Source organism: Micromonospora vinacea (genome assembly GCF_015751785.1).
Taxonomy (GTDB): Bacteria; Actinomycetota; Actinomycetes; order Mycobacteriales; family Micromonosporaceae; genus Micromonospora; species Micromonospora vinacea.
In genome coordinates this window covers 6,903,251-6,923,125 of record NZ_JADOTY010000001.1, presented here as the reverse complement: position 1 = coordinate 6,923,125, position 19,875 = coordinate 6,903,251, and the positions used below count along the sequence as shown (strand labels likewise).

Here is a 19,875-nt window from a genome sequence, read left to right as displayed (position 1 = left end):
GGCGGACGGGTTCGGCGTGAGCTGGCGCCAGGTGATGACCCGGCCGCGGTGGTGGCGGGCCGTCGGCCGAGCGCGATAGTGGCTCACCTCGAGCTCTCGCTCGATATGCGACCGGGCGGTGGTGTGCCGCGCGCAGGGACCTGAGCGAGAATGGGCCAGTTCGACCCGCAACCTGGAAGGACCCTCCCTTGGCCGGTGGACTCGTAGCCCTGCTGGATGACGTGGCGGTGCTGGCCCGTGCCGCTGCCGCGTCGATCGATGACATCGGGGCGGCCGCCGCGAAGGCCGGCGCCAAGGCTGCGGGCGTCGTCGTCGACGATGCTGCCGTCACGCCGCAGTACGTGCGGAGCCTGGCGGCCGAGCGCGAGTTGCCGATTATCAAGCGCATTGCCGTGGGGTCGCTGCGCAACAAGTTCTTCATCATCCTGCCGGCGGTGCTGCTGCTCAGTCAGTTCGTGCCTTGGCTGCTCACTCCGATCCTCATGCTTGGCGGCGCCTACCTCTGTTACGAAGGCGCGGAGAAGGTGTGGGCCAAGATCGCCCATCACGGTGCCTCCGGCGCGGGCGAGGAGAAGGTGCAGGACGAGACGACACTGGTGTCTGGGGCGGTACGAACCGACCTGATCCTCTCGGCGGAGATCATGGTCATCAGCCTTAACGAGGTGATCGATGAGGCGTTCGGGTCCCGCCTGGCGATCCTGGCTGTCGTCGCCGTCGTCATAACCGTCCTGGTGTACGGCGTGGTGGCCCTGATCGTAAAGATGGACGACGCCGGGCTGCGCCTGTCGCAACGTTCCGGCGCCGTCGCCACGTTCGGCCGCGGTCTGGTGAGGGCGATGCCGGTGGTCCTCACCGTGCTGACGGTAGTCGGCACCGCGGCGATGCTGTGGGTGGGCGGGCACATCCTGCTGCTAGGCACGAACGAGCTGAACCTGCACTTCCTGTACGAGGCCGTGCACCACGTGGAGGTCGCCGCCCACGACGCCACGGGTGTTCTCGGCGGGCTCGTCGGCTGGCTCGTCAACACGGTGGCCAGTGCGATCCTCGGGCTGATCGTCGGAGCGCTGGTCGTGCTGGTCATGACTCTCACGCTCCACCGCCGCACATCCAAGGCTGCGGCTGCGACTGCGGCGGGCCCGACTCGTGCTGACGGCACCATCCCCGCGCCGCCGAGCCGTGCAGCTCAGCGTCGCGACGCTCCTGCGGACCAAGCGCCGCGCGGATGACCGGAAAATCATTGCAACTCGACCACGCGGTCAGGCGTTCTGGTGCCGAGCCGCGCTCAACCCGGCTGAGCTGCGCGGGTCGTCCCGGGCCGACCCGCGGCCCTTCGTGCTCTTCCTGGCCGCGGCGTGCTCACCGGCGGCAACCGCCACGACGTCACCCAGCTCATGCCTTTGGTCGACAAGATCCCACCGATCACAGGCATCCGAGGCAGGCCGCGACGACGACCCGAGCGGATCTACGCCGACCGCGGCTAACACTGCTACCGCCGTGACCTGCGCGTCAAGGGCATTACCCCGGTCATCGCCCGACGAATCACCGGACACGGCTCAGGACTCGGCACCCGACGCTGGGTCGTCGAACAGACCATCGCCCTACTGCACTGGTTCCGCTCGAGATCGGCTCGCCCGCCCGCATACTCGTCTGAACCTTTCGCCCCGGCGGCTGCTACCCATTTGGAGTAGGGGGTGAGCGCATGGATCCGGGCAGTGACGACGCGTTGCTGCGGTCGGTCGCGTCTGGTGACGCCGCCGCGCTGTCCCGGCTCTACGAGCGGTACTCCGGCGCGCTCTTCGGCTATCTGCACCAGCTGGCCGGCGACCGGATGACCGCCGAGGAGATCCTGCAGGACACGATGCTTGCGGTCTGGCGGTCGGCCGGCGGCTTCGAGGGGCGGTCGAAGGTGACGACGTGGCTGTTCGGCGTCGCCCGCCGCCAGGCGCACAACCGCTTACGCGGCCGGTCCGCGCCCGAGCCGGCCGGCGCCGACCTTCCCGACCGGCCCGATCAGGGCACCGGCCCGGAGGACGTCGCGATCGCGGCGGCCGGCGGGACCCCGGTGGCCGCCGCCATCAACCGGCTCCCCGCGCATCACCGGGACGTGATCGCGCTGGTGTTCGTGGCCGGCCTGCCGCTCGCAGACGTCGCCGAGGTACTCGCGATCCCGGTCGGCACGGTCAAGAGCCGGCTGTATCACGCTCGGGCCGCCGTCGCTGCGGCGCTCACCGCTCAGGAGGTGCCCGAATGAAGGACCTGTTGCCCGCATACGCCGCCGGCTCGCTCTCCGGGCCGGACCGCGATCGGGTCCGCGCGCATCTCGCCGGCTGCCCGCGCTGCCGCGCCGACCTGGCCTCCTGGCAGGCTATCGCGCTGGCGGCCGCGCCGGCCGCGACGCCGCCGGACCCGGCGTCGCTGGTGCGGACGGTGCTGAGCCGCAGCACCGTCGAACCCACCGTCCGCCGGCCCCCGCGGCGGGTGCGTCACCTCGTCGCGCTGGTCGCGGCCGAGGCGCGGCTGATCCGGCCGGCCACGCCGATCGCCTCGGCGCTGGTGATGGCCCTCGGCGCGGGGCTCGTGCTGCTGCGGACCACGGCCGGCGCGGACCTGATGCTCTCCCTGATCGCGCCGATCGTCGCCGCTGCGGGGGTCGCGGGCACCTACCGTTCCCGCCGCGACCCGGCCGCCGAGCTGCTCGCCGCCACACCTACGTCCGGCCGGCTGCTGCTGCTCATCCGCATCGTGCTGGTGTTCGGCTACGACCTGGTGCTCGCCCTGGGCGCCTCTGCGGTGCTGACCGCCACCGGCGCGGCGGGCGCGGACGGCCTGAACGAGCTCGTCGGTGCCTGGCTCGGGCCGATGGCGCTGCTGTCCTCGATCAGCCTGTTGATCGCCGTCTTCCTCGGGCCGGACGCGGCGCTGGGCACGGCCGTCGGGTTGTGGGCGGTGCGGGTGCTGGCGGGCGGCGTGCTGATCCCCGACGACTGGCCGGCCTGGTTCATCGTGGAGGTCTGGTCGACGAAGGCGCCGGTGCTCTTGGTCAGCGCCGCCCTCGCGATCGTCGCGGTGGTGATGTCCGGCCGCGGTGAACCTCACGGCGGCGGACGCGCTACCCACCCGATGTGAGACCACTGACCCTTTGGCGGTACGAGATGCGCCGGGCGGGATGGACGGCCTTCCTCGGCCCGCCCATCGCCCTCGTCCTCGGCATCACGGCCGCGCTCGCGAATCCGCAACCGAGCGACCCGACCACCGCCCGCATCTTGCTCGGCGCCCTGGAGATGGCGATACCGCTCGCCGCCGCGGTCGCCTGTTCCTCCCTCGTCGGCCGGGATCCGGCCCGCGAGCTCCAGCTCGCCTCGCCGACGCCGTACCGCGTCACGCTGCTGCGCCGGATGGTCGTGACGCTCGGCTGGACCGCGGCGGTCGCCGTGCCGGCGGCGGTCGTGCTGATCGCGACCGGCTGGTGGGCCCGCTGGCCGGAGAACCACGGCCCGTTCGCCGGCCAGCTCACCTGGCTGGCGCCGACCCTGGGCCTGAGCGGCCTGGCCTTCGCCGCGGGCGCCGTCTTCCGCAGCCCGGGCGCGGCCGGCGCGCTGGTCACCTCCGTGTGGGCGATCCAGCAGTTCTTCGCCGGCTCGGCGCAGGCGCACCTGCCGGGCCGGCTGCTCTACCTGTTCGCGACGACCCGGGGCGCGGCGCCCGGCGACTGGACCGCGAACCGCCTGACGTTGCTCGGCGCGGGCGCCGCGCTCATCGTGTTCGCCCTGGTCCTGCTGGGCCGCTCAGAACGCCTCATCGGCGAGGAGGACGAATGACCACCTTTGTTGCCAGCCTGCGGTACGAGTTCCGGATGCAGGTCCGCAAGCGGACGGTGTGGATCGTGCCGGCGCTGACCCTGGTGCTGTTCGTGCTGATCGGGGGTAGCCTGCTGCGGGACCTGTTCGATCCGGGCGAACGGTCGGTCGATCCGCGGACCGCCGTGGTCGGTCTGGCGGTCCAGCTCCACGCGCTGCTGTCGATCGGGTTCGGCTGCCTGCTCGCCGACCGGCTGATCCGCGACGACCGGCTGCAGGTGACGTCGATCCTGGACGCGACACCCGCGTCGCCGAAGGCGCGCCTGCTCGGCAAGTACGTGGGCGCCGGCGCCGCGACGGCCATCCCGGTCGCGGTGGCGTACTTCGGCTTCGCCGCGGCGTACGCGGTCGACACCGGGGAGCCCCGGGCGCTGGGCTGGGCCCTGGCCGCCTTCGGGGCCGTGTTCATCCCCGGCCTGCTGTTCGTGGCCGCCTTCGCGCTGGCCGCGCCGCTGGTCATGCCGGCGCCGCTGTTCCGCGTCCTGTTCGTCGGCTACTGGCTGTGGGGCAACGTGGTCTCGCCGGACATGATGCCGACGCTCGCACGGACCCTGGTCCACCCCCTGGGCGGCTATCCGCTCGCCGCGCTGTTCGACTTCCACGGCATCGACGGCCAGGACACCTGGGCCGGCCCGATACCCGGCGCGACACTCAACGCCCTGCGGCCCGACCCGACGCCGGCGCTGGCCTGGCTGTCCATCGCCCTGCTGTTGATCATCGCCGCCGCCGTGCTCGCGGGCGGCCACGCCCTGCGCGCGCGCCGCGTCCGATAACGAGCCCGCGTCCAACAACGAGAAGGAACTCCCATGCGAATCGAGATCTCCGGCCTGACAAAGACGTACCGAGGTGGGGTGGCCGCCATCGACGGCCTCGACCTGGCCGTGCCCACCGGGATGTTCGGCCTGCTCGGCGCGAACGGCGCCGGCAAGACCACGCTGATGCGCATCCTGGCCGGCATCGTCCGTCCGACGTCCGGCCGGGTCACCGTGGGCGAGCACGATCTCGGCACCGGCGCCGGGCGGACCGCCGTGCAGCGTGACCTCGGCTACCTGCCGCAGGACCTCGGCGTCTACCCCGACCTGACCGCCCGGCAGTTCCTCGACTACGTGGCGCTGCTCAAGGGCATGGACGACCGGACCGTCCGGCGCCGGCGGGTCGGCGAGCTGCTGGAGGTGGTGGCGCTCACCGAGCACGCGGACCGGCGGCTGCGCGGCTTCTCCGGCGGAATGCGGCAGCGGGTCGGCATCGCCCAGGCCCTGCTCGCCGACCCGCAGCTGCTGATCGTGGACGAGCCGACCGCGGGCCTCGACCCGGAGGAGCGAATCCGTTTCCGCACGCTGCTGTCCCAGTTCGCCGGCCGGCGCACGGTCCTGCTGAGCACGCACATCGTCGACGACATCGGGCAGACCTGCCGGGAGGTGGCGGTGCTCGCCAAGGGGCGGCTCATCTTCCGTGGCACGGTCGAGGAGCTGACCCGCCGCGCCCAGGGGCAGGTCTGGTCGGTCGTCACGGACGGACCGGCGCCGACCGAGGGGACGGTGGTGTCCGCGCTGCCGCACGACGACGGCATGCGCTACCGGATCGTGGCACCGTCCGCGCCGAGCCCCGGGGCGCGTCTCCTGGAGCCCGGCCTGGAGGACGGCTACCTCGCGGTGGCTACCGGTCGCGGTAACGCTTCGCGGCAGCCAGCTTCGCCGCCAGGACCTCGGCCGTGACCCGGGCCTTCTGCCCTAAGTTCTTAGGATTGCACCAGCGCTTTTAGCGTTTCGCATGGCCGCAACCAACGGGGCGGCCGGAATACGGCAGACAGGGGCCGCGAGGGCGAACGACGCGTGCTAGATGCCTGGTTCGCCGGCCCCGACCCTCAGCGCTCGGTACCAACACAAAAATCGGTGGCCTGGCCAGCCCGTCCCGCCCTACCTTGCAACTGGATCTTCTTTCTCCGACCCTCTCACGAGAGGACTTCACCCCGCGTGACGCCGCCTGCTCTTTAGACCTGACACCCTTCCCCACGCATCGGTCGCCGACGTCGCCGTCGGCTCTTTCCCATGCCTTTCGTCAGGTCTTCAGAGGGATCATGTCTACGCGTCCTCATATCGTTGCGTCCTGGACTCTTCGGCGCACGCACCTTCCCCTGCTCGCGTTCCGCTGCGTCCACTGCCATTCCGGCCTCGCCAGCGCTGGCGACGGCAAGTTCCGTGTCAATGCCAACGGCAAACTCTTCGACATCCCGCTCCTGGTCACCTGCGTTCCCTGCGACCACGCCAGCAAAATCGCGGTTCACGATCGCGTTCCGGTCCGGTACCCGGATCCGCTCCTTCTGGGGGGCTACTCCGCCAACTCCTCCCGCGGTTGGCCTGAGCTGGGGCGAGAGGCAAGGTGGCCTTGCCCCGGACTGCATCATGCGGCGGTCCGCGCGCGGTCGCTCATGACCGGGCGCGAACGAAGATCAGGGCCGGCCCGATACCGGCGACGAAGGTAAACGGCCGGGTGCACATCCGGTGCGGCTGCTGCTCCGCTCAGCCGATCCGGCGACCTGCGGCAGGCTGTCCGCCAGCTGCGGCCCGGCTGGGCGGAGACCGTCGCGGCTGCCGGCGATGCCAGGGGTTCCGAGCAGCAGCGCGTCGCCGGCGAATGGTCGGCGGTAAAGACCCGGCGTCATCTGGTGTTCGTGCACGACTCGTGGTTCCGCCGCTGCTGTCTAAGGTCGGCCGAGTGGTTCACCGCGATCGGGCCGGAGGCTGGCACCGACCGGCGTCTCGGGTCACCTAACGCCGCGCCTGCAGGTGTGGTGTGGATCGATGTAGAGCGTTGCGGGTGAGCGGGCTGAAGCCAGCCGCGCGTCCGTCATCTGAGACGCCGATCCCACGGGCATCTTCCTGAGCAGGCCCTTCAGGATGGAGACCTCTTCGGCGGAGCCGAAGAAGTCACCACCGCAGCTAGATTTGCGTGAGCTTCAGAGTTGCGCTGAGCGTCATCGGCGGTGGGCAATGGGTCGTGTCGATCCTCGGACACCACAGTGCGTGGATATCCACGCAAGATCAACTTCCTCTCGCGTGGGGACGCGAGCCGCGACGACTCATATGTGCGCACCGACCCCAGGGAGCTGGCGCCACCTGCGCTGACACCCTCGCCCTCGTGCTGGCGGGGGCCTAGGTGAGCCCGGGCAGGCCGCGCCCTCGCCGGCCCGACGAGCAGCTCGTCGAGGCGCTCATACCCACTCCACTGCCGGTCGCATCGCCGGAGCTGGCACCGCTACCGACACTGCCCGCGCCAGCCGCCCGCACGAGTGACGGCGTGCTGTTCGACGTGGCCCGACCCGACGCCGCCGGCCGCGTCACCGCTCGTGCACTGCTGCGGGCCTTGGGCTGGACACCCGACCTCACGCTGCACGCCGACGTCGTGACCGGCGCAATCCTGATCACCCCGGCCGCCGAAGGCGCGCACACCGTGGGCACCCGCGAGGAGCTGCCCCTACCGGCCGCCGCCCGACACCTGTGCGGCATCGCCACCGGCGAACCCGTGCTCCTGGCTGCCCTGCCCCGCCAGAACCGCATTGTCGTGCACCCCTCACACACCATCGCGGCGGTCCTGGCCGACCTGCACGCCCGCATCCTCGCAGAGCCCTCATGACCACGGATCCCGATCGTGTCGCCACCGCCCGAGCGCTGCTCGCACACCTCGGCCTCACCGCCGCCGACCTCACCGACAGTAACCGGCCCGCCGTGCCGCCAGTCGCCGAGTACCTTCCAGCTGTGGTCGCCGCGGCGAGCCCGGGCACCCGACGCACCTACGGCAGTTCCTGGCGGCGGATGGTCGCCGCCTTCGGCGATTTGCGCATTGACGCGGTGCGGGCCAGCGACCTCGAAGCCCTCATGCGACAGGCCGCGGCAGGCGCCCGCCCTCGCCGCAACTCCCGAAACGGCCGGTACGCCGGCGAGCATTTCATCGCCGCAGCCCGCGCCTTCTACAACCGCGCCATCGCCGACGGCTACCTGACCATCGCGGACAGCCCGGCCCATCGGGTCCGCAAACCTCGCCGGCTGCCCAACACCCGCCGTGCCCTCACCCCTGACGAACTGTCCGACATCAACGCCGCCGCCCGCAGCGGCGGCAACGACATCGTGCTCGACGCCCTGATCCTGCGCCTGCACACCGAAACGGCCTGCCGACGCAGCGGGGCTCTCGCGCTGCGCCTGATCGACCTGGACAGCGACCACGCGCTGATCCGCCTGTCCGAGAAGGGCGGCACGCAACGCTGGCAGCCCATCACCCCGATGCTCGCCAGCCGACTAAACGATCACGCTCGAGCCCGCGGCGCCGTCGCACCGACCGATGCGCTGCTGCGCTACCGCAACGGCCAACCCGCCACCTATCGGCGCTTCGACCTGATGTGGAAACGCATCGGCCGACAATTGCCGTGGGTCGCCGCCCAGGGAATCACCACGCACTGGCTGCGCCACACCACCCTCACCTGGGTGGAGCGCCATTTCGGCTACGGTGTGGCCCGCGCCTACGCCGGGCACACCGACCGCCGCGGACCCGCCACCACCACCTACATCAAAGCCGACCTGCACGCCGTCGCCACCGCGTTGGCTGCCCTCACCGGTCAGCCACACCCGCTGGCCGCCGCCGAGAGCGAGCAGCAGTTCCCCGCCTAGGACGCGGAGGACGGGCACGGCGCTACACGGAGTCCGCAAACAAGGGCGAGGCGTCGTGGGTAACTCGCCGACATCTCGGTCGTTGATCGCCGTGTGCCGCACGTCGCCGGCTGCCGGGCGGGCAAGCCTCACCTCGGGGGATGTCCCGGCCTCGACGTGGAATCGTCCGCAGGAGGCCCAGTGGGGACGGCTCATCGATGACGAGCGCGGAGCCGGTCGGGCTACGACGTGACCCTAAGTCGTCGAGCCGGGCGACGTTGCTGGAGTTGTTCTTCGACGTCTTCTACGTCGCCGCGTTCGCGCAGTTGTCGATGGAGTTGGCCGAGCACTCCACCTGGAGCGGACTGGGTCAGGGCCTTGTCCTGCTGCTGGCCGTCTGGTGGACCTGGTCGGTCACGGCGATCGTCACCGAGTTCTACGATCCCCGGCTACGGGTGATCCAGGGCGTGGTCGCCAGTGCGATGTTCGGCGTGGCCCTGATGGCGGTGGCCGTACCGAGTGCGTACGAGGGGCGCGGTCTCCTCTTCGCGAGCGCGTACGTGGGCCTGCACCTGGTACGGGGGGCCCTGCTGGTCGGCGCACTGCGTCCACGCCGCGCGCACGCCCGCGAGGAACGGTTCCTGTTCTGGTTCGTCATCTCCGGAGTTCTGTGGCTCGCGGGCGGTTTCGTCGATCCGGCCTGGCGTGTCGGGCTGTGGGCCGGCGCGCTCGCCGTCGACTACATGGCCACCGCGCTGCGCCACCCGACACCCAGACTGGGTCGGGTGCCGCTCGACCAGTACAACCAGTTGAGCGTCCATTTCGGCGAGCGCTACCAGCAGATCGCCATCCTGGCCCTCGGCGAACTGACACTGATGGCCACGCTGACATTCGCCAGCGAGGCCCACACGCCCGCCCGGGCTGCCGTCTTCCTCATCGCGATCGCCACCGCGCTGCTCTTCTGGCAGATCTACGTGCTCCAGAGCAACACGCTCGTCGACCGGTCGGCGCACTGGCGTCCGCGTCAGGCGGTGCGCCTCGCGCCGTACGTCTATGCGGGTGTGGTGACCGGGGTGATCGCCACGTCGGCCGGGGTGGAACTCGTCCTGCACGAACCCCTCGGGCCCACCACCCCGACGAGTTGGGTCGCCCTCATCGTCGGTGGCCCGGTCCTGTTCGTGCTCGGGCGAATGAGCTCCGAGTACGTACTCCTCGGTCAGCTCCCGCGGTCTCGGGTGGGTTGGCTGGTGCTGCTGCTCGGCCTGACGCCGGTGCTGAGCGCGCAGGCCCCGATCGTCGTCCTGATTGTCACGATGGGCGTCCTGTTCGGCATCACGCTGACCGACGCCCGGCGCAACCGACACCACTGACCAACCGCCATGAAGGTTAAGGTCATTGAATCGGCCGCGACGATAGGCAACGATCAGGCCGGTTTGCTTGTTGCACCGCCGGATGGAACTGCAACGTCACCGCCGGTAAATTCACCCCACCCCCCGGGTACGCGCCCGGCCGCCAACAACGCGTTCGGTTTCGGTCAGAGGCCGGACGCGCCGTGTGCGGGACGCCTCGGCGTAGGCGTGACTGTTCGGCACAGGCTCAGTTCGCCGAGGTCGCGGCAAGTGCCGGCCCGGCGCCCTCAACGGTGAAATGCAGGCGTTCTGCGCCCCATTCGAGCATCATCGAGGAAAGATACCGCCGAACCGGCTGTTCACCTGTGAGCCCGACCAGGAGTGACGCGCGGTCCGATGGACCTTGTCCTTCCGCACGGACGGTGAATTCTCGCTGCTGAGTGCGTTCCACCTCAACGGTCACCCGTGCGCAGACGACGACGTCCGCAAACTCCAGGCACTGTGATTCTCGCCGTCGCCCCTGGTGACGGGCGAGTCTGCCCGGCACGTGTCGTGCCGGGCAGACGTCTTTCACGTCGACGATGTCCACGACCCGAATCAGTCAGTCCCCGCCGGCCGCGCCAAGTCGTCGTGGATGCTACGAGCAAGATCACTCCACTCGGCCGGCTTCATCGTGCGTGGATCGATATGCACGTGCTTCCGCACCCCCTCCGCATGAACGACCTTGCCATCCGTCGACACGAACCGGAAGCCCATGTCAGCCGATTTCGAACCGAGTCGTTCCGTCCAGAAATGCACCTCGACATCGCCGTAACCTCGGATGGGGGCGTCGTATCTGATACTGAATTCACGAATGACGTGATAAAGGTCCGGCTTCGGCCCACCGAATGCCAATCCCATCGGCGCGACGTATGCCGCGATAGCATGCTCCAGCAGTCTGGGGTAGTTGGCGTGATGCAGAATGCCCATCGGGTCCAGGTCATCGAACTCAACACGCACGGGCTGCAAGTGGCCGTACGACACCACGAGATTCCACCTTTCTTTCGTCTTCCACCAGCAAGGCATAGTTGGCGGAAAGACATTCACTGTGTGTTGTAAGGTCACGGACTGCGGAGGCCGCGACCCTCACCGGCCGGGCCTGTGGGTCTACCGGTGTCTTCGGCCTGATACTCCGGGCGTTGTGCCTGGCGACGTGGGTGCCGTCATGACCGCGGCACGGAGCGACCCGATGGGGTGTAAGAAGTGCCCCAAGCGTTGGCGGAGGCAAAGCTGCCGCCGGCTTGGTTAGGGCGGCCAAGGAACAAGGGCTGTCGCTGACAGGCCCGGACCGCTGCTTACTAGTGCGGTACCGCTGACTGCCGGTAGGAGGAACGACCGGGTGTCTACTTCTTGAGACGCCGGCTTCCTGCGTGCCAGTCCTCGACCTTGCCCGTCTCCTGTCCGGTGACTCCGAACGACGGCAGTCGTGGCTGCTCGCGCAGGCTGCGCTTGAGTTCGGCGAAGCCGGGGAACTGGGCGAGGCCGACGACGTGGTCCCACAGCTGTGCGGCTTGCTTCTCGTCGGGCAGCCGGCTGATCACCGGCCCGAAGAACGCCGCGCCGTCCGGCGGCTCGAAGTGCACGATCGGCGTGCCGACGTCCTTACCCGTCAGCGACAGCGCCTCGTCCGACTCCGCTTGGATCTCCGCGTCACGGGACGTGTCGTCGAGGAACTCGACAAGCGATTTTGGCAGGCCGGCTTCGGTGAGCGCGGCGGTGGCGAGTTCGGGCGCGCCCTGCCAGCCGGGTTGCCGGCCGTCGTCGGGGCCTACCTCCAGGATGTGGGTGCCGTACGCGGTGTACAGGGGGCTGATCGCCTCGCGGCCGTGCTTCTCACGCACCGCCGAGGCCACCCGCAGCAGTCGCAGCCCCGCGGTGTGCTGGGCTTCGTACTCTGGCGGGAAGTGGCTGTCGTAGTCGATGTGCGAGTTGATGAGGCGTAGCGAGATGAACCGCCAGTCGACGGTGTAGTCGCGTTGTGCCTGCACGATCCTGATCCACTTGCTTGTCATCCACGCGAATGGGCAGATCGGATCGAAGTAGAAGTTGATGTCAGCGGTCCTGGCCGAGCCCGCGCTTCCAGATTCCATGTGTGTGGCCTTCCCACTCATTCTTACCGACAATCGTGAGTTGCTAGTCCGGGCGCCGGGTCGGGAAGGCGTGCCGCCGGGCGAGGATCACCACGAGCACGGTCGGCACCATGAGTACGACCGCTGCGATGATGAGCGAGCGCGACCCGAAGCCGGCGAGAAGCGCGCCGCCAACGAGTCCGCCGAGGCCGATTCCCAGGTTCCAGGTCGTCACCATCGACGACTGGGCCACGTCTGCGTGCTCTCCTGCCGCCCTCATCAGCGCCGATTGCAGCAGGGTGGCTGCGCCGCCGAACGACAGTCCCCATGCCGCGACCGTGACGTAGTCGGCCACAGCGCTGGAACTGGCCACGGTCAGCACGACCGCGGCTGCGGCGAACAACCCCGTGCCGAGTACGACGAGTCGACGGTGGTGCCGGTCGATGAATAGGCCTGTGAGCCAGATGCTGACGATCGAGGCGATGCCGAAGTCGAGAAGGATCCACTGGACGTGATCCTGTAGCCCGGCGTCGGCGAGGATGGGCGCGATGTACGTGTAAAGGATGGTGTGCGCGAGCACGAACGCTCCGGTCACCACGAGGACCGTACGGATGCCCTGCAGTTTCAGGATGGTGCGCAGTGGAATCCGGTCCTCGGCCTTCTGGCCGGCGAAGTTGGGCAACTTCCACGCGGTCCAGATGATCAGCAGGGCGGTCAGCGCCGAGGCGAGGCCGAAGGTAAGCTGCCACCCGACCGCCTTGCCGAGATACGCGCCGACTGGCACGCCGAGAGACAGGGCTACCGGGGTGCCGGCGAAGGCGAACGCCATCGCCCGGCCCTTGAGTGGGGGGCCGACCAGACGTGCCGCGTACCCACCAAGCAGGCTCCAGACGACCCCGGAGGCGGCGCCCGCGACGAATCGGGCAACCATCGTGACGGAGAAGTTGAGGGAGACGGCGGTGACGAGGTTGGCGATCACGAAGCCCACCAGTGCTGCCAGGAGCAGGTGACGTCGTGGCCACGTCGCGGTGGCCAGCGCGACGGGGATCGCCGTCAGCAGCGTTCCCACTGCGTAGATCGTGACGGTCTGACCGGCTACGGACTCCGAGACTCCGAGCGCCTGACTCATCTGCGGCAGCACACCGGCCGGCAGCGCTTCGGTCAGGGTGGTGATCAATCCGGCGGTGAAGAGCGCTATCAGGGACGGGAACGGCAGACGTTCCGTACGCGACGTCTGCGGAACGTCCAGATGTGTGGTGGACACGGGTCATTCCTCATCTAGTTGCAGGTCTCAAGCCACCACTGCTGCGGCGGCTCGACCATGCTGTAACCTTCACATCAATGTGATGGCAAGGGTGCTGTGAGGGCGGTCTCGTTGAGGATCAAAGAGTTGTCCGAGCGGGCGGGCGTGTCGCCTCGACTCCTGCGTTACTACGAAGAGCAAGGCCTGCTCAGTCCCAGGCGCGAGGAGAACGGGTATCGCGACTACGACGAGGCCCTGGTGGAAAGGGTCGAGCAGATTCGCAGTCTGCTCAACGCAGGCCTGACGACAGAGATCATCAGGGAAGTGCTGCCCTGCCTGGCCGAAGCGGCGACCCGCGAGTATCCCGCCCCGGACTTCGTCAGCCGGGTTCAGCAGGAGCGCGACCGGATGGCGGAGCGACTCGAGTGCCTGACGAAGAACTTGCAGGCCATCGACGCGTACCTGGACGCCGTCGCCCAGAGGTAGCTCAGCCACGTCGTCGCGGCAGCCGCACTCGTGGCCGCGTCCCCAGCGGGCGGCGAATGCCTACAGCACCGATGCGTAAGGAGATGTTGGACCTCGCCGAGCGTGCGCCCCTGCCGAACGCGCCTTCGCCACCGGCGTCGGCCCATAGTCCGACAGGGGCAGGCGTGACCAGTCGTTGATCTCCTTGATCACCGTGTCGGTGATCCGGCGCAGGCAACGACAACTCCACCTCGTCGACCCCCGACGACCGGCGCTGCGGCTTGCGGACCATCTGAGGCTCGAACGTCCCGGCCCGATCTCGCGGCACGTCGATGGGGAGTCACGACCTGACGTCGTTCCCGTCCAGCAGCGCGAGAGCGCCCGTGGTCGCATTGTCGGCGGAGGACTGCCGTCCGGTGGCTCGCGCGATGACAAACGCGCCCTCGACGACGGCCAGGAGTGTGGCAGCGGTCTTCGCCGGGTCCAGCTTCGACGACAGAGAGCCGTCGACCTGAGCTTCTCGAACGACGTTCTCGAGAAGGTCGGCCAGCTCGGTGAACGCGGCGCCGAGGGCCTCCCGTAACCCGGCTTCGGCAAGAATCCCTGCGTCGTATGCGAAGCCACCGATCTGGCATCCGCCGAGCGCGTCGCCGGCCGACGCGAGGAATGCGGCAAGGCGCTCCCGGCCCGTCGGCAACCCTTCCATCGCGGCGCGCACGGAAGCGAGGAGATCCCGCCCGTTCTCCCGAACCACCTCCTGGCCGAGGTCGGGCTTCGTCGGGAAGTGGTGATAGAAGCTGCCCTGCCCGACACCGGAGTCGGCCATCACCTGCTTCGGGCTCGTCGTCGAGTATCCGTGGCGCCAGAAGAGCCTCTTGGCCGAGTCGATGATCAGCCGCCTGTTGTCCATGACACAAGACTAGCAAGCTCCATACCTGAAGGTAGGGTTGTCGCCATACCTAGAGGTATGTATGGTTGGCTCGTCCGACGTTCACCGAAGGGAGCACCACCATGACCACCACACCGTTCGTCCCCGTCGTGCAGTACAAGACCGAGGACCTCGACGGGTTCCAGATGTTCTACCGAGAGGCCGGCCCGGCTGATGGCCCGGTCGTCCTGCTCCTGCACGGCTTCCCGACCTCGTCCCACATGTTCCGCAACCTGATCCCGTTCCTCGCGGATCGGTTCCGCGTCATCGCGCCGGACCTGCCTGGCTACGGACACAGCGCCGCACCCGATCGCGCCGAGTTCTCCTACACCTTCGACAATGCGGCGAAGTACGTGCAGAAGCTGCTGACGAAGCTCGGAGTGACCCGGTACGCCGTCAACGTCTTCGACTACGGCGCACCAACCGCCTGGCGGCTCGCCCTCGCGAACCCCGACGCGATCACGGCGCTCATCGTGCAGAACGGCAACGCCTACGACGAGGGCCTGGACAACGACTTTTGGGCGCCGATCAAGCGCTACTGGGCCGACGGCAGCCCGGAAAACCGTGATGCCCTCCGCGGCCTGCTCACCCTGGACACCACGAAGTTCCAGTACACCGACGGGATGGCCCACACCTCGCGTATCTCACCCGACAACTGGACCACCGACCAGGCCCTGCTCGACCGACCCGGCAACGACGAGATCCAGCTCGACTACTTCCTCGACTACGGCACGAACCCGGCGCTCTACCCGCCGGTGCAGGAGTGGCTGCGCACCGCGCAGCCGCCCACCCTCATCGTCTGGGGCGCGAATGACGTGATCTTCCCTGCCGAGGGCGCGCACCCCTACAAGCGAGACCTGAAGGACATCGAATTTCACCTCTTCGACAGCGGGCACTTCCTGCTCGAGGACCGCGCCGACGAGGTCTTCCCGCTCATCCACGACTTCCTCACCCGCAAGCTCGGCTGACCAATCTGGTCGTGCCGGACGCCCTGGCAGGTATAAACGTGCAGACACACGACGCCGAGCGAGTTCGGCCTCTGTATCGATGACATCGCCCTCTCCAGTAAGCGGCTCGGCTGCTGACTGGAGAGGGCAATGCCGGTTCAGATCACCGTTGAGGGTGTGTGCGCCGTACCGTTCGGGGTCAGCTCGTAGGTTGCCATGGGTCGCCTCCACGGTCGGCGCGCCGACCGTCCACGCGACCCGGAACGTCCCGATGAACAGCATGTTCACGTCCGCCGCCGCCGCTGCGGCATTGGTGGGCCAACCGCCGGGCAGCGACAGCGGCGACGGCGTGCCTCGTCGGCGGGCCAGCGGCGGAGAGCCGCGTGGGTCGCGAAGATGAGCACCCAGGTCGTGGCGGTGCCGAACAACGCGACGCCGAGCAGCTTCGCGAACGGGGCGTCGGGCGAGACGAGGGACACCGTCCGTGCCCGCTTGCTATGACACCAATGTGAAGGTTGGACGATAGTCGAGCCGCCGCAATCAGCGCGCTTTCTTGCAGAGCTCGTCGGCGAAAAGAAACCAACCGCGACGTCGCGGCGTCACACGCCATGGCGAGCGCTAAAGGTGGTCGTCATCACTCCTATCGGGAGACCCCATGTCTGTCGCAGAAATGTTTGAACCGCTTACCCTCCTGCATGGCCCGCCGATGCGCAACCGATTCATGATGGCACCGCTCGTCAATCAACAAAGCGGGCATGACGGTTCAGCGTCCACCTTCGACCAGGATTGGATTCGGCAGCTCGCGTGGGGCGGTTACGCCTTGATCCAGACTGGTGCCACTTACGTCGAGGCCGGTGGCATCGCGTACGAGCGGCAGCTAGGTATTCAAAGTGATGCCCACGTGGCCGGACTGACCCAGATGGCCACCTCGATCCGCGAGGGGGGAGCGCTTTCCGCTGTGCAGTTGCACCACGCCGGGCATCGCGCTGATCCTGGCTTGGGCGGAATTCCAGCCCCCGCTTCCAGCTTGACGGTGCCGGGTGTCAGAGCTCTGACCACGGAACAGGTGGAGCGGATCCGGGACAGTTTCATCGCTGCAGCGAGGAGAGCGGAACTGGCCGGATTCAACGGAGTGTCAGTCCACGGCGCATTCGGGTGGATCCTGTCGGAATTCATGTCCCCGCTGTTGAACGATCGCAGGGACAAATACGGCGGTAGCACCGAGAACCGAGCCCGCCTTACCGTCGAGGTGATCGAGGGAATTCGACGGGTTTGCGGCCCCGACTTCCAGATCGGTTTGCGCATGTCCGTCGAGCGCTACGGGCTTCGCCTGGAGGAACTTCGGGAAATCGCAGCGAACATCCTTGATCGAGAACTGATCGACTATCTCGACCTGGCACTGTGGGATTCCGCTCAGATCGTTCAGGAGGGCACGTTTCGGGGTCAGACCATGCTCAGTGTCTTTACCAGCCTTCCCCGCCGGGGTGTGCGTGTGGGCACGGCGGGAAAGATAATGAGTGCTCAACGGGTCGGGCAACTTTTGGATGAGGGATGCGACTTCGTCCTGATCGGCAGGGCTGGCATCCTTCGGCGGGACTTTCCTCTTCAAGTGAAGCAGCACCCGCGGTACGAAAGTCCGAAGACGCCGGTGACGGAGGAGTACCTTCTCGCCAACGGACTGAGCGAACGTTTCATCAAGCACCTGCGGAGGTGGCCATATTTTGTTCGAAGCTCCTAGGGCAACGCGATTCTGATCGATTATCGCCGAGTTGATCCCGATGGCTACGGCACCGTCTGCGCGGACCTGATGTTGTCTGGTGCTTGCCGCATGCTTCGAGGTGAGGTGACCTCTGGAACTGTGATAGACGTTACGCCGACATCGTGTCTAAACACGATGTATAGTTGCGTCGTACACTCGGGTCGTACTTGTCCCTCCTCAGCTTCGGAGCAGCTTCATGAGTGATGCGACTTTCCTGCTCGTACACGGTGGCCACCACGGCGAGTGGGTTTGGGGTCCTTTGCAGAAAGCGATGGCGGAGCGCGGTCTTGCGACCCGCACGGTGACCCTGCCGACCGCGGTGACAGACGCGTCGTCCGGCGAGCCTTACCCGAGCATGTACGACGATGCCCAGGTCGTCCGGGAGGCTATCGCCGAGATCACCGGTCCGGTCGTCGTGGTGGCCCACTCCTACGCGGGGGTGCCCGTCACCGAGGCGATCACCGCGGAGTCCGGGGTAGCCCACGCCGTCTACGTTGCCGCCTACATGGTCGACACCGGGGAGAGCATGTTCGGCACGCACGGCGTGCCGACGCCGGACTCGCTGGGTGGCCTGCGTCCCGCAGCGAACCCGGACCTGAACCTGCCCCTCGCCTTCTACGACGGCGACCCGACCAACCCCGAGACCGCCGCGGCGATCGCGCGGCTGGTTCCCCAGAGCGCCCGCGCTGACTACGAGTCGGTGACTCGCGTCGGCTGGCGCGAGGTGGCCAACAGCTATGTCATCCCGTCCGATGACATCTCCCTGACCGGCACGATCGCCGAGCAGATGGCCGCCCGTGCCGACCGGGTGTTCCGGGTGCCCGGCAACCACGCGCCGTTCTGGTCGAATCCCGCCGAGTTCGCTGACGTCCTGGTGGAAATCGATGGCCTCGTTCACTCGGCGAGCTAAGGCGGACCCCGGGACGCCGGCGGTCGAGAGCCGCATCCTGGCCGCGACGGAACGCCTGATCGAGCGGGGTGAGCGCTACACCGAGATCTCGGTGCAGCAGATCCTGACCGAGGCGGGCGTCTCCCGGGCGACCTTCTACGCGCACTTCCGGGACAAGACCGACCTGATCGTGCGGTTGACCGCCGATTTGCGGCAGCGGCTGCTCGAGATGGCTCAGGGATGGGACCCCGCAGCAGGCGAGGATGGCGCCGACCGGTACACCCGCTTCTTCGCCGACGTCATCGCCCTGCACCGCCGGAAAGGCTTCGTGCTGGCGGCGCTGCGCGAGGTCGCGAGCTACGACCAGACGGTTCGCGGCTTCTACACCGCCGATCTGGAGGGCTTCGACCAGGCCGTGCTCCGCACACTTGTCGAACAGCAGCAGTCGGGAAAGACCCCGGCCGACCTGGACGCCGCCGCGGCGAGCCGGGTGATCGTGTGGGGTGGGGGACAGGCCATCGCCCGGCATATCGAAGTCGACAACGGCGACGGCGACGCCGCGTTCGCCCGCGAACTCGGGCACATCTGGTGGTACGGCGCCTACCGCCGCCCACCCGCGAATAACCTCATCGAGGAGCCGAAGAAGTGAACGAAGGACTGCCGATTCACCCGCTGGCCGGCCGCACCGCTCTCATCACCGGTGGTGGGCGCGGCATCGGCGCGAGCATCGCCAAACTGTTCGCCACGGCCGGTGCCCGGCTCGCGCTGACCGGCCGATCGGAGAAGTCACTACGCAAGGTCGCCGACAGCCTCCAGGACGGCGCCGTGATCATCCCCTCCGACCTGTCACGGGACGGCGAAACAGAGCGACTCTTCGACGCCACCCTCGCCCGCCTGGGTCAGTTGGACATCCTGGTGAACAACGTGGGCGCTCTCAACTTCACCCAAAGCCAAAAGCTCACCGAGGCCGAGGCGGACGACCTTTGGCGGCTGAACGCCCGCTCCCCGCTGATCCTGGCCGGTCGAGCTGCTGAGCACATGGCATCGCGAGGAGGCGGCAGCATCGTCAACCTCTCATCGGTCATCGGCAGCGAACGGGCCATCGCCAACCAGACCCTGTACGGCGCCACGAAGGCAGCGGTCGACGGAATGACACTCGCGATGGCTGCCGAGTGGGGCCCGAAGGGCGTGCGCGTCAACGCTGTCCGTCCTGCCGTGACCAACACCGACATGTCGGCGCCCATCTTCGCCAACCCCGAATGGAAGAACACGCTGACCGCGCAGTACGCACTGGGTCGCCTCGGCGAGCCCGAGGACATCGCCCAGGCCGTCCTGTTCTTCGCATCGCCGGCCAGCTCGTTCGTCACCGGTCAGCTCCTGAGCGTGGACGGTGGCTGGATCAGCACCCTGGTGCACTGATTTAGCTGGCAACGGTGTTGTCGAAACTAAGCCGCAAGCCGGCCTCAGGCCCGGCGAAACCACGGGACAATGCCGGTTCGCTGACCTCCGGTGGGCATTGACCATCCGATCGCCGAACGAGCTCAGGCGACCTGGTCACGTGGGGGAGTGATTCATCCCGATCACGATGCGGTACGAACCGAACGCCCCTCCCATAAGCCGAAGTGTGTGCGGTCGCCCGGCGGGCGTGGCCCGAGCCAGCCGGGCGACCGCACGCCTGGTCAGCGCAGGT

The 19,875-nt window shown here is 68.1% G+C and carries 22 protein-coding genes and 3 pseudogenes; 18 read left to right on the top strand and 7 right to left on the bottom strand.

Going from position 1 to position 19,875, the window contains the following annotated elements; all coding sequences use genetic code 11:
• Window positions 1-188 precede the first annotated feature (188 nt).
• From IW249_RS32280 to IW249_RS32235, 11 genes and pseudogenes are all read left to right on the top strand, one after another.
• On the top strand, window positions 189-1,226 hold the full coding sequence (locus IW249_RS32280) for a DUF808 domain-containing protein (protein WP_196924246.1): 1,038 nt from the start codon (window positions 189-191) through the stop codon (window positions 1,224-1,226).
• Window positions 1,227-1,349: 123 nt separating this feature from the next.
• Window positions 1,350-1,616: pseudogene (locus IW249_RS34645) on the top strand (IS5/IS1182 family transposase); the annotation flags it as partial.
• Between the two features lie 83 nt (window positions 1,617-1,699).
• Entirely contained in the window at window positions 1,700-2,251 is a 552-nt protein-coding gene (locus tag IW249_RS32275) for an RNA polymerase sigma factor (protein WP_196924245.1), read from the top strand.
• A complete protein-coding gene (locus IW249_RS32270; RefSeq protein WP_196924244.1) occupies window positions 2,248-3,126 on the top strand; it encodes a zf-HC2 domain-containing protein in 879 nt (292 codons plus the stop codon). The genes IW249_RS32275 and IW249_RS32270 overlap by 4 nt, the downstream gene beginning before the upstream one ends.
• Complete coding sequence (locus IW249_RS32265) at window positions 3,123-3,818, top strand: hypothetical protein (RefSeq protein WP_196924243.1); 696 nt, start codon at window positions 3,123-3,125, stop codon at window positions 3,816-3,818. Before IW249_RS32270 ends, IW249_RS32265 begins: the two co-directional genes overlap by 4 nt.
• Window positions 3,815-4,630, top strand: a complete 816-nt coding sequence (locus IW249_RS32260; RefSeq protein ID WP_196924242.1) for an ABC transporter permease — start codon at window positions 3,815-3,817, stop codon at window positions 4,628-4,630. Before IW249_RS32265 ends, IW249_RS32260 begins: the two co-directional genes overlap by 4 nt.
• A gap of 33 nt (window positions 4,631-4,663) precedes the next feature.
• Complete coding sequence (locus IW249_RS32255) at window positions 4,664-5,572, top strand: ATP-binding cassette domain-containing protein (protein WP_196924241.1); 909 nt, start codon at window positions 4,664-4,666, stop codon at window positions 5,570-5,572.
• A 362-nt stretch (window positions 5,573-5,934) separates the two neighbouring features.
• Window positions 5,935-6,339 carry a DUF1062 domain-containing protein gene (locus IW249_RS35300; RefSeq protein WP_196924240.1) on the top strand — a complete coding sequence of 135 codons (405 nt, stop codon included), beginning with the start codon at window positions 5,935-5,937 and terminating at the stop codon, window positions 6,337-6,339.
• 674 nt (window positions 6,340-7,013) lie between these two features.
• Window positions 7,014-7,490 (top strand): hypothetical protein, encoded by a 477-nt coding sequence (locus tag IW249_RS32245; protein WP_196924239.1) that lies wholly within the window; start codon window positions 7,014-7,016, stop codon window positions 7,488-7,490.
• Window positions 7,487-8,518: a tyrosine-type recombinase/integrase gene (locus IW249_RS32240; RefSeq protein WP_196924238.1), complete on the top strand. Its 1,032-nt coding sequence runs from the start codon at window positions 7,487-7,489 to the stop codon at window positions 8,516-8,518. The genes IW249_RS32245 and IW249_RS32240 overlap by 4 nt, the downstream gene beginning before the upstream one ends.
• A 197-nt stretch (window positions 8,519-8,715) precedes the next feature.
• The gene (locus tag IW249_RS32235) at window positions 8,716-9,867 is read left to right on the top strand and encodes a low temperature requirement protein A (protein WP_196924237.1); all 1,152 of its coding nucleotides are present in this window, start codon (window positions 8,716-8,718) and stop codon (window positions 9,865-9,867) included.
• Between the two features lie 226 nt (window positions 9,868-10,093).
• Here the strand turns inward: IW249_RS32235 and IW249_RS32230 are convergent, their stop codons facing one another.
• Window positions 10,094-10,435: a hypothetical protein gene (locus IW249_RS32230; protein WP_196924236.1), complete on the bottom strand. Its 342-nt coding sequence runs from the start codon at window positions 10,433-10,435 to the stop codon at window positions 10,094-10,096.
• A gap of 8 nt (window positions 10,436-10,443) precedes the next feature.
• Window positions 10,444-10,872 carry an acyl-CoA thioesterase gene (locus tag IW249_RS32225; protein ID WP_307788776.1) on the bottom strand — a complete coding sequence of 143 codons (429 nt, stop codon included), beginning with the start codon at window positions 10,870-10,872 and terminating at the stop codon, window positions 10,444-10,446.
• 178 nt (window positions 10,873-11,050) lie between these two features.
• Between IW249_RS32225 and IW249_RS35390 the strand changes: the two are divergent.
• Window positions 11,051-11,183, top strand: a pseudogene (locus IW249_RS35390) (IS256 family transposase); the annotation flags it as partial.
• A gap of 45 nt (window positions 11,184-11,228) precedes the next feature.
• Here IW249_RS35390 and IW249_RS32220 read toward each other — a convergent pair.
• Window positions 11,229-11,975, bottom strand: coding sequence for a mycothiol-dependent nitroreductase Rv2466c family protein (locus tag IW249_RS32220; RefSeq protein ID WP_196924235.1), 747 nt, complete (start codon window positions 11,973-11,975; stop codon window positions 11,229-11,231).
• Between the two features lie 43 nt (window positions 11,976-12,018).
• Window positions 12,019-13,218: an MFS transporter gene (locus tag IW249_RS32215; RefSeq protein WP_196924234.1), complete on the bottom strand. Its 1,200-nt coding sequence runs from the start codon at window positions 13,216-13,218 to the stop codon at window positions 12,019-12,021.
• A gap of 111 nt (window positions 13,219-13,329) precedes the next feature.
• Here IW249_RS32215 and IW249_RS32210 point away from each other — a divergent pair, with 111 nt between their 5' ends.
• Window positions 13,330-13,683 (top strand): MerR family transcriptional regulator, encoded by a 354-nt coding sequence (locus IW249_RS32210; protein ID WP_196924233.1) that lies wholly within the window; start codon window positions 13,330-13,332, stop codon window positions 13,681-13,683.
• Between the two features lie 208 nt (window positions 13,684-13,891).
• Here the strand turns inward: IW249_RS32210 and IW249_RS32205 are convergent.
• A pseudogene (locus IW249_RS32205) lies at window positions 13,892-13,996 on the bottom strand (transposase); the annotation flags it as partial.
• Between the two features lie 6 nt (window positions 13,997-14,002).
• On the bottom strand, window positions 14,003-14,572 hold the full coding sequence (locus IW249_RS32200; protein WP_196924232.1) for a TetR/AcrR family transcriptional regulator: 570 nt from the start codon (window positions 14,570-14,572) through the stop codon (window positions 14,003-14,005).
• 101 nt (window positions 14,573-14,673) lie between these two features.
• Between IW249_RS32200 and IW249_RS32195 the strand changes: the two genes are divergently transcribed.
• On the top strand, window positions 14,674-15,558 hold the full coding sequence (locus tag IW249_RS32195) for an alpha/beta fold hydrolase (RefSeq protein ID WP_196924231.1): 885 nt from the start codon (window positions 14,674-14,676) through the stop codon (window positions 15,556-15,558).
• A 263-nt stretch (window positions 15,559-15,821) separates the two neighbouring features.
• On the opposite strand, the gene IW249_RS32190 is transcribed toward IW249_RS32195, so the two are convergent.
• Window positions 15,822-16,016 (bottom strand): hypothetical protein, encoded by a 195-nt coding sequence (locus IW249_RS32190; RefSeq protein ID WP_196924230.1) that lies wholly within the window; start codon window positions 16,014-16,016, stop codon window positions 15,822-15,824.
• A 176-nt stretch (window positions 16,017-16,192) separates the two neighbouring features.
• Between IW249_RS32190 and IW249_RS32185 the strand changes: the two genes are divergently transcribed.
• The 4 genes from IW249_RS32185 (at window position 16,193) to IW249_RS32170 (ending at window position 19,604) form a co-directional block, all read left to right on the top strand.
• On the top strand, window positions 16,193-17,275 hold the full coding sequence (locus tag IW249_RS32185) for an NADH:flavin oxidoreductase (protein WP_196924229.1): 1,083 nt from the start codon (window positions 16,193-16,195) through the stop codon (window positions 17,273-17,275).
• A gap of 217 nt (window positions 17,276-17,492) precedes the next feature.
• Window positions 17,493-18,206, top strand: coding sequence for an alpha/beta fold hydrolase (locus tag IW249_RS32180; protein ID WP_196924228.1), 714 nt, complete (start codon window positions 17,493-17,495; stop codon window positions 18,204-18,206).
• Entirely contained in the window at window positions 18,181-18,834 is a 654-nt protein-coding gene (locus IW249_RS32175; RefSeq protein ID WP_196924227.1) for a TetR/AcrR family transcriptional regulator, read from the top strand. The genes IW249_RS32180 and IW249_RS32175 overlap by 26 nt, the downstream gene beginning before the upstream one ends.
• Complete coding sequence (locus IW249_RS32170; protein WP_196924226.1) at window positions 18,831-19,604, top strand: SDR family NAD(P)-dependent oxidoreductase; 774 nt, start codon at window positions 18,831-18,833, stop codon at window positions 19,602-19,604. Before IW249_RS32175 ends, IW249_RS32170 begins: the two co-directional genes overlap by 4 nt.
• Window positions 19,605-19,875 lie beyond the last annotated feature (271 nt).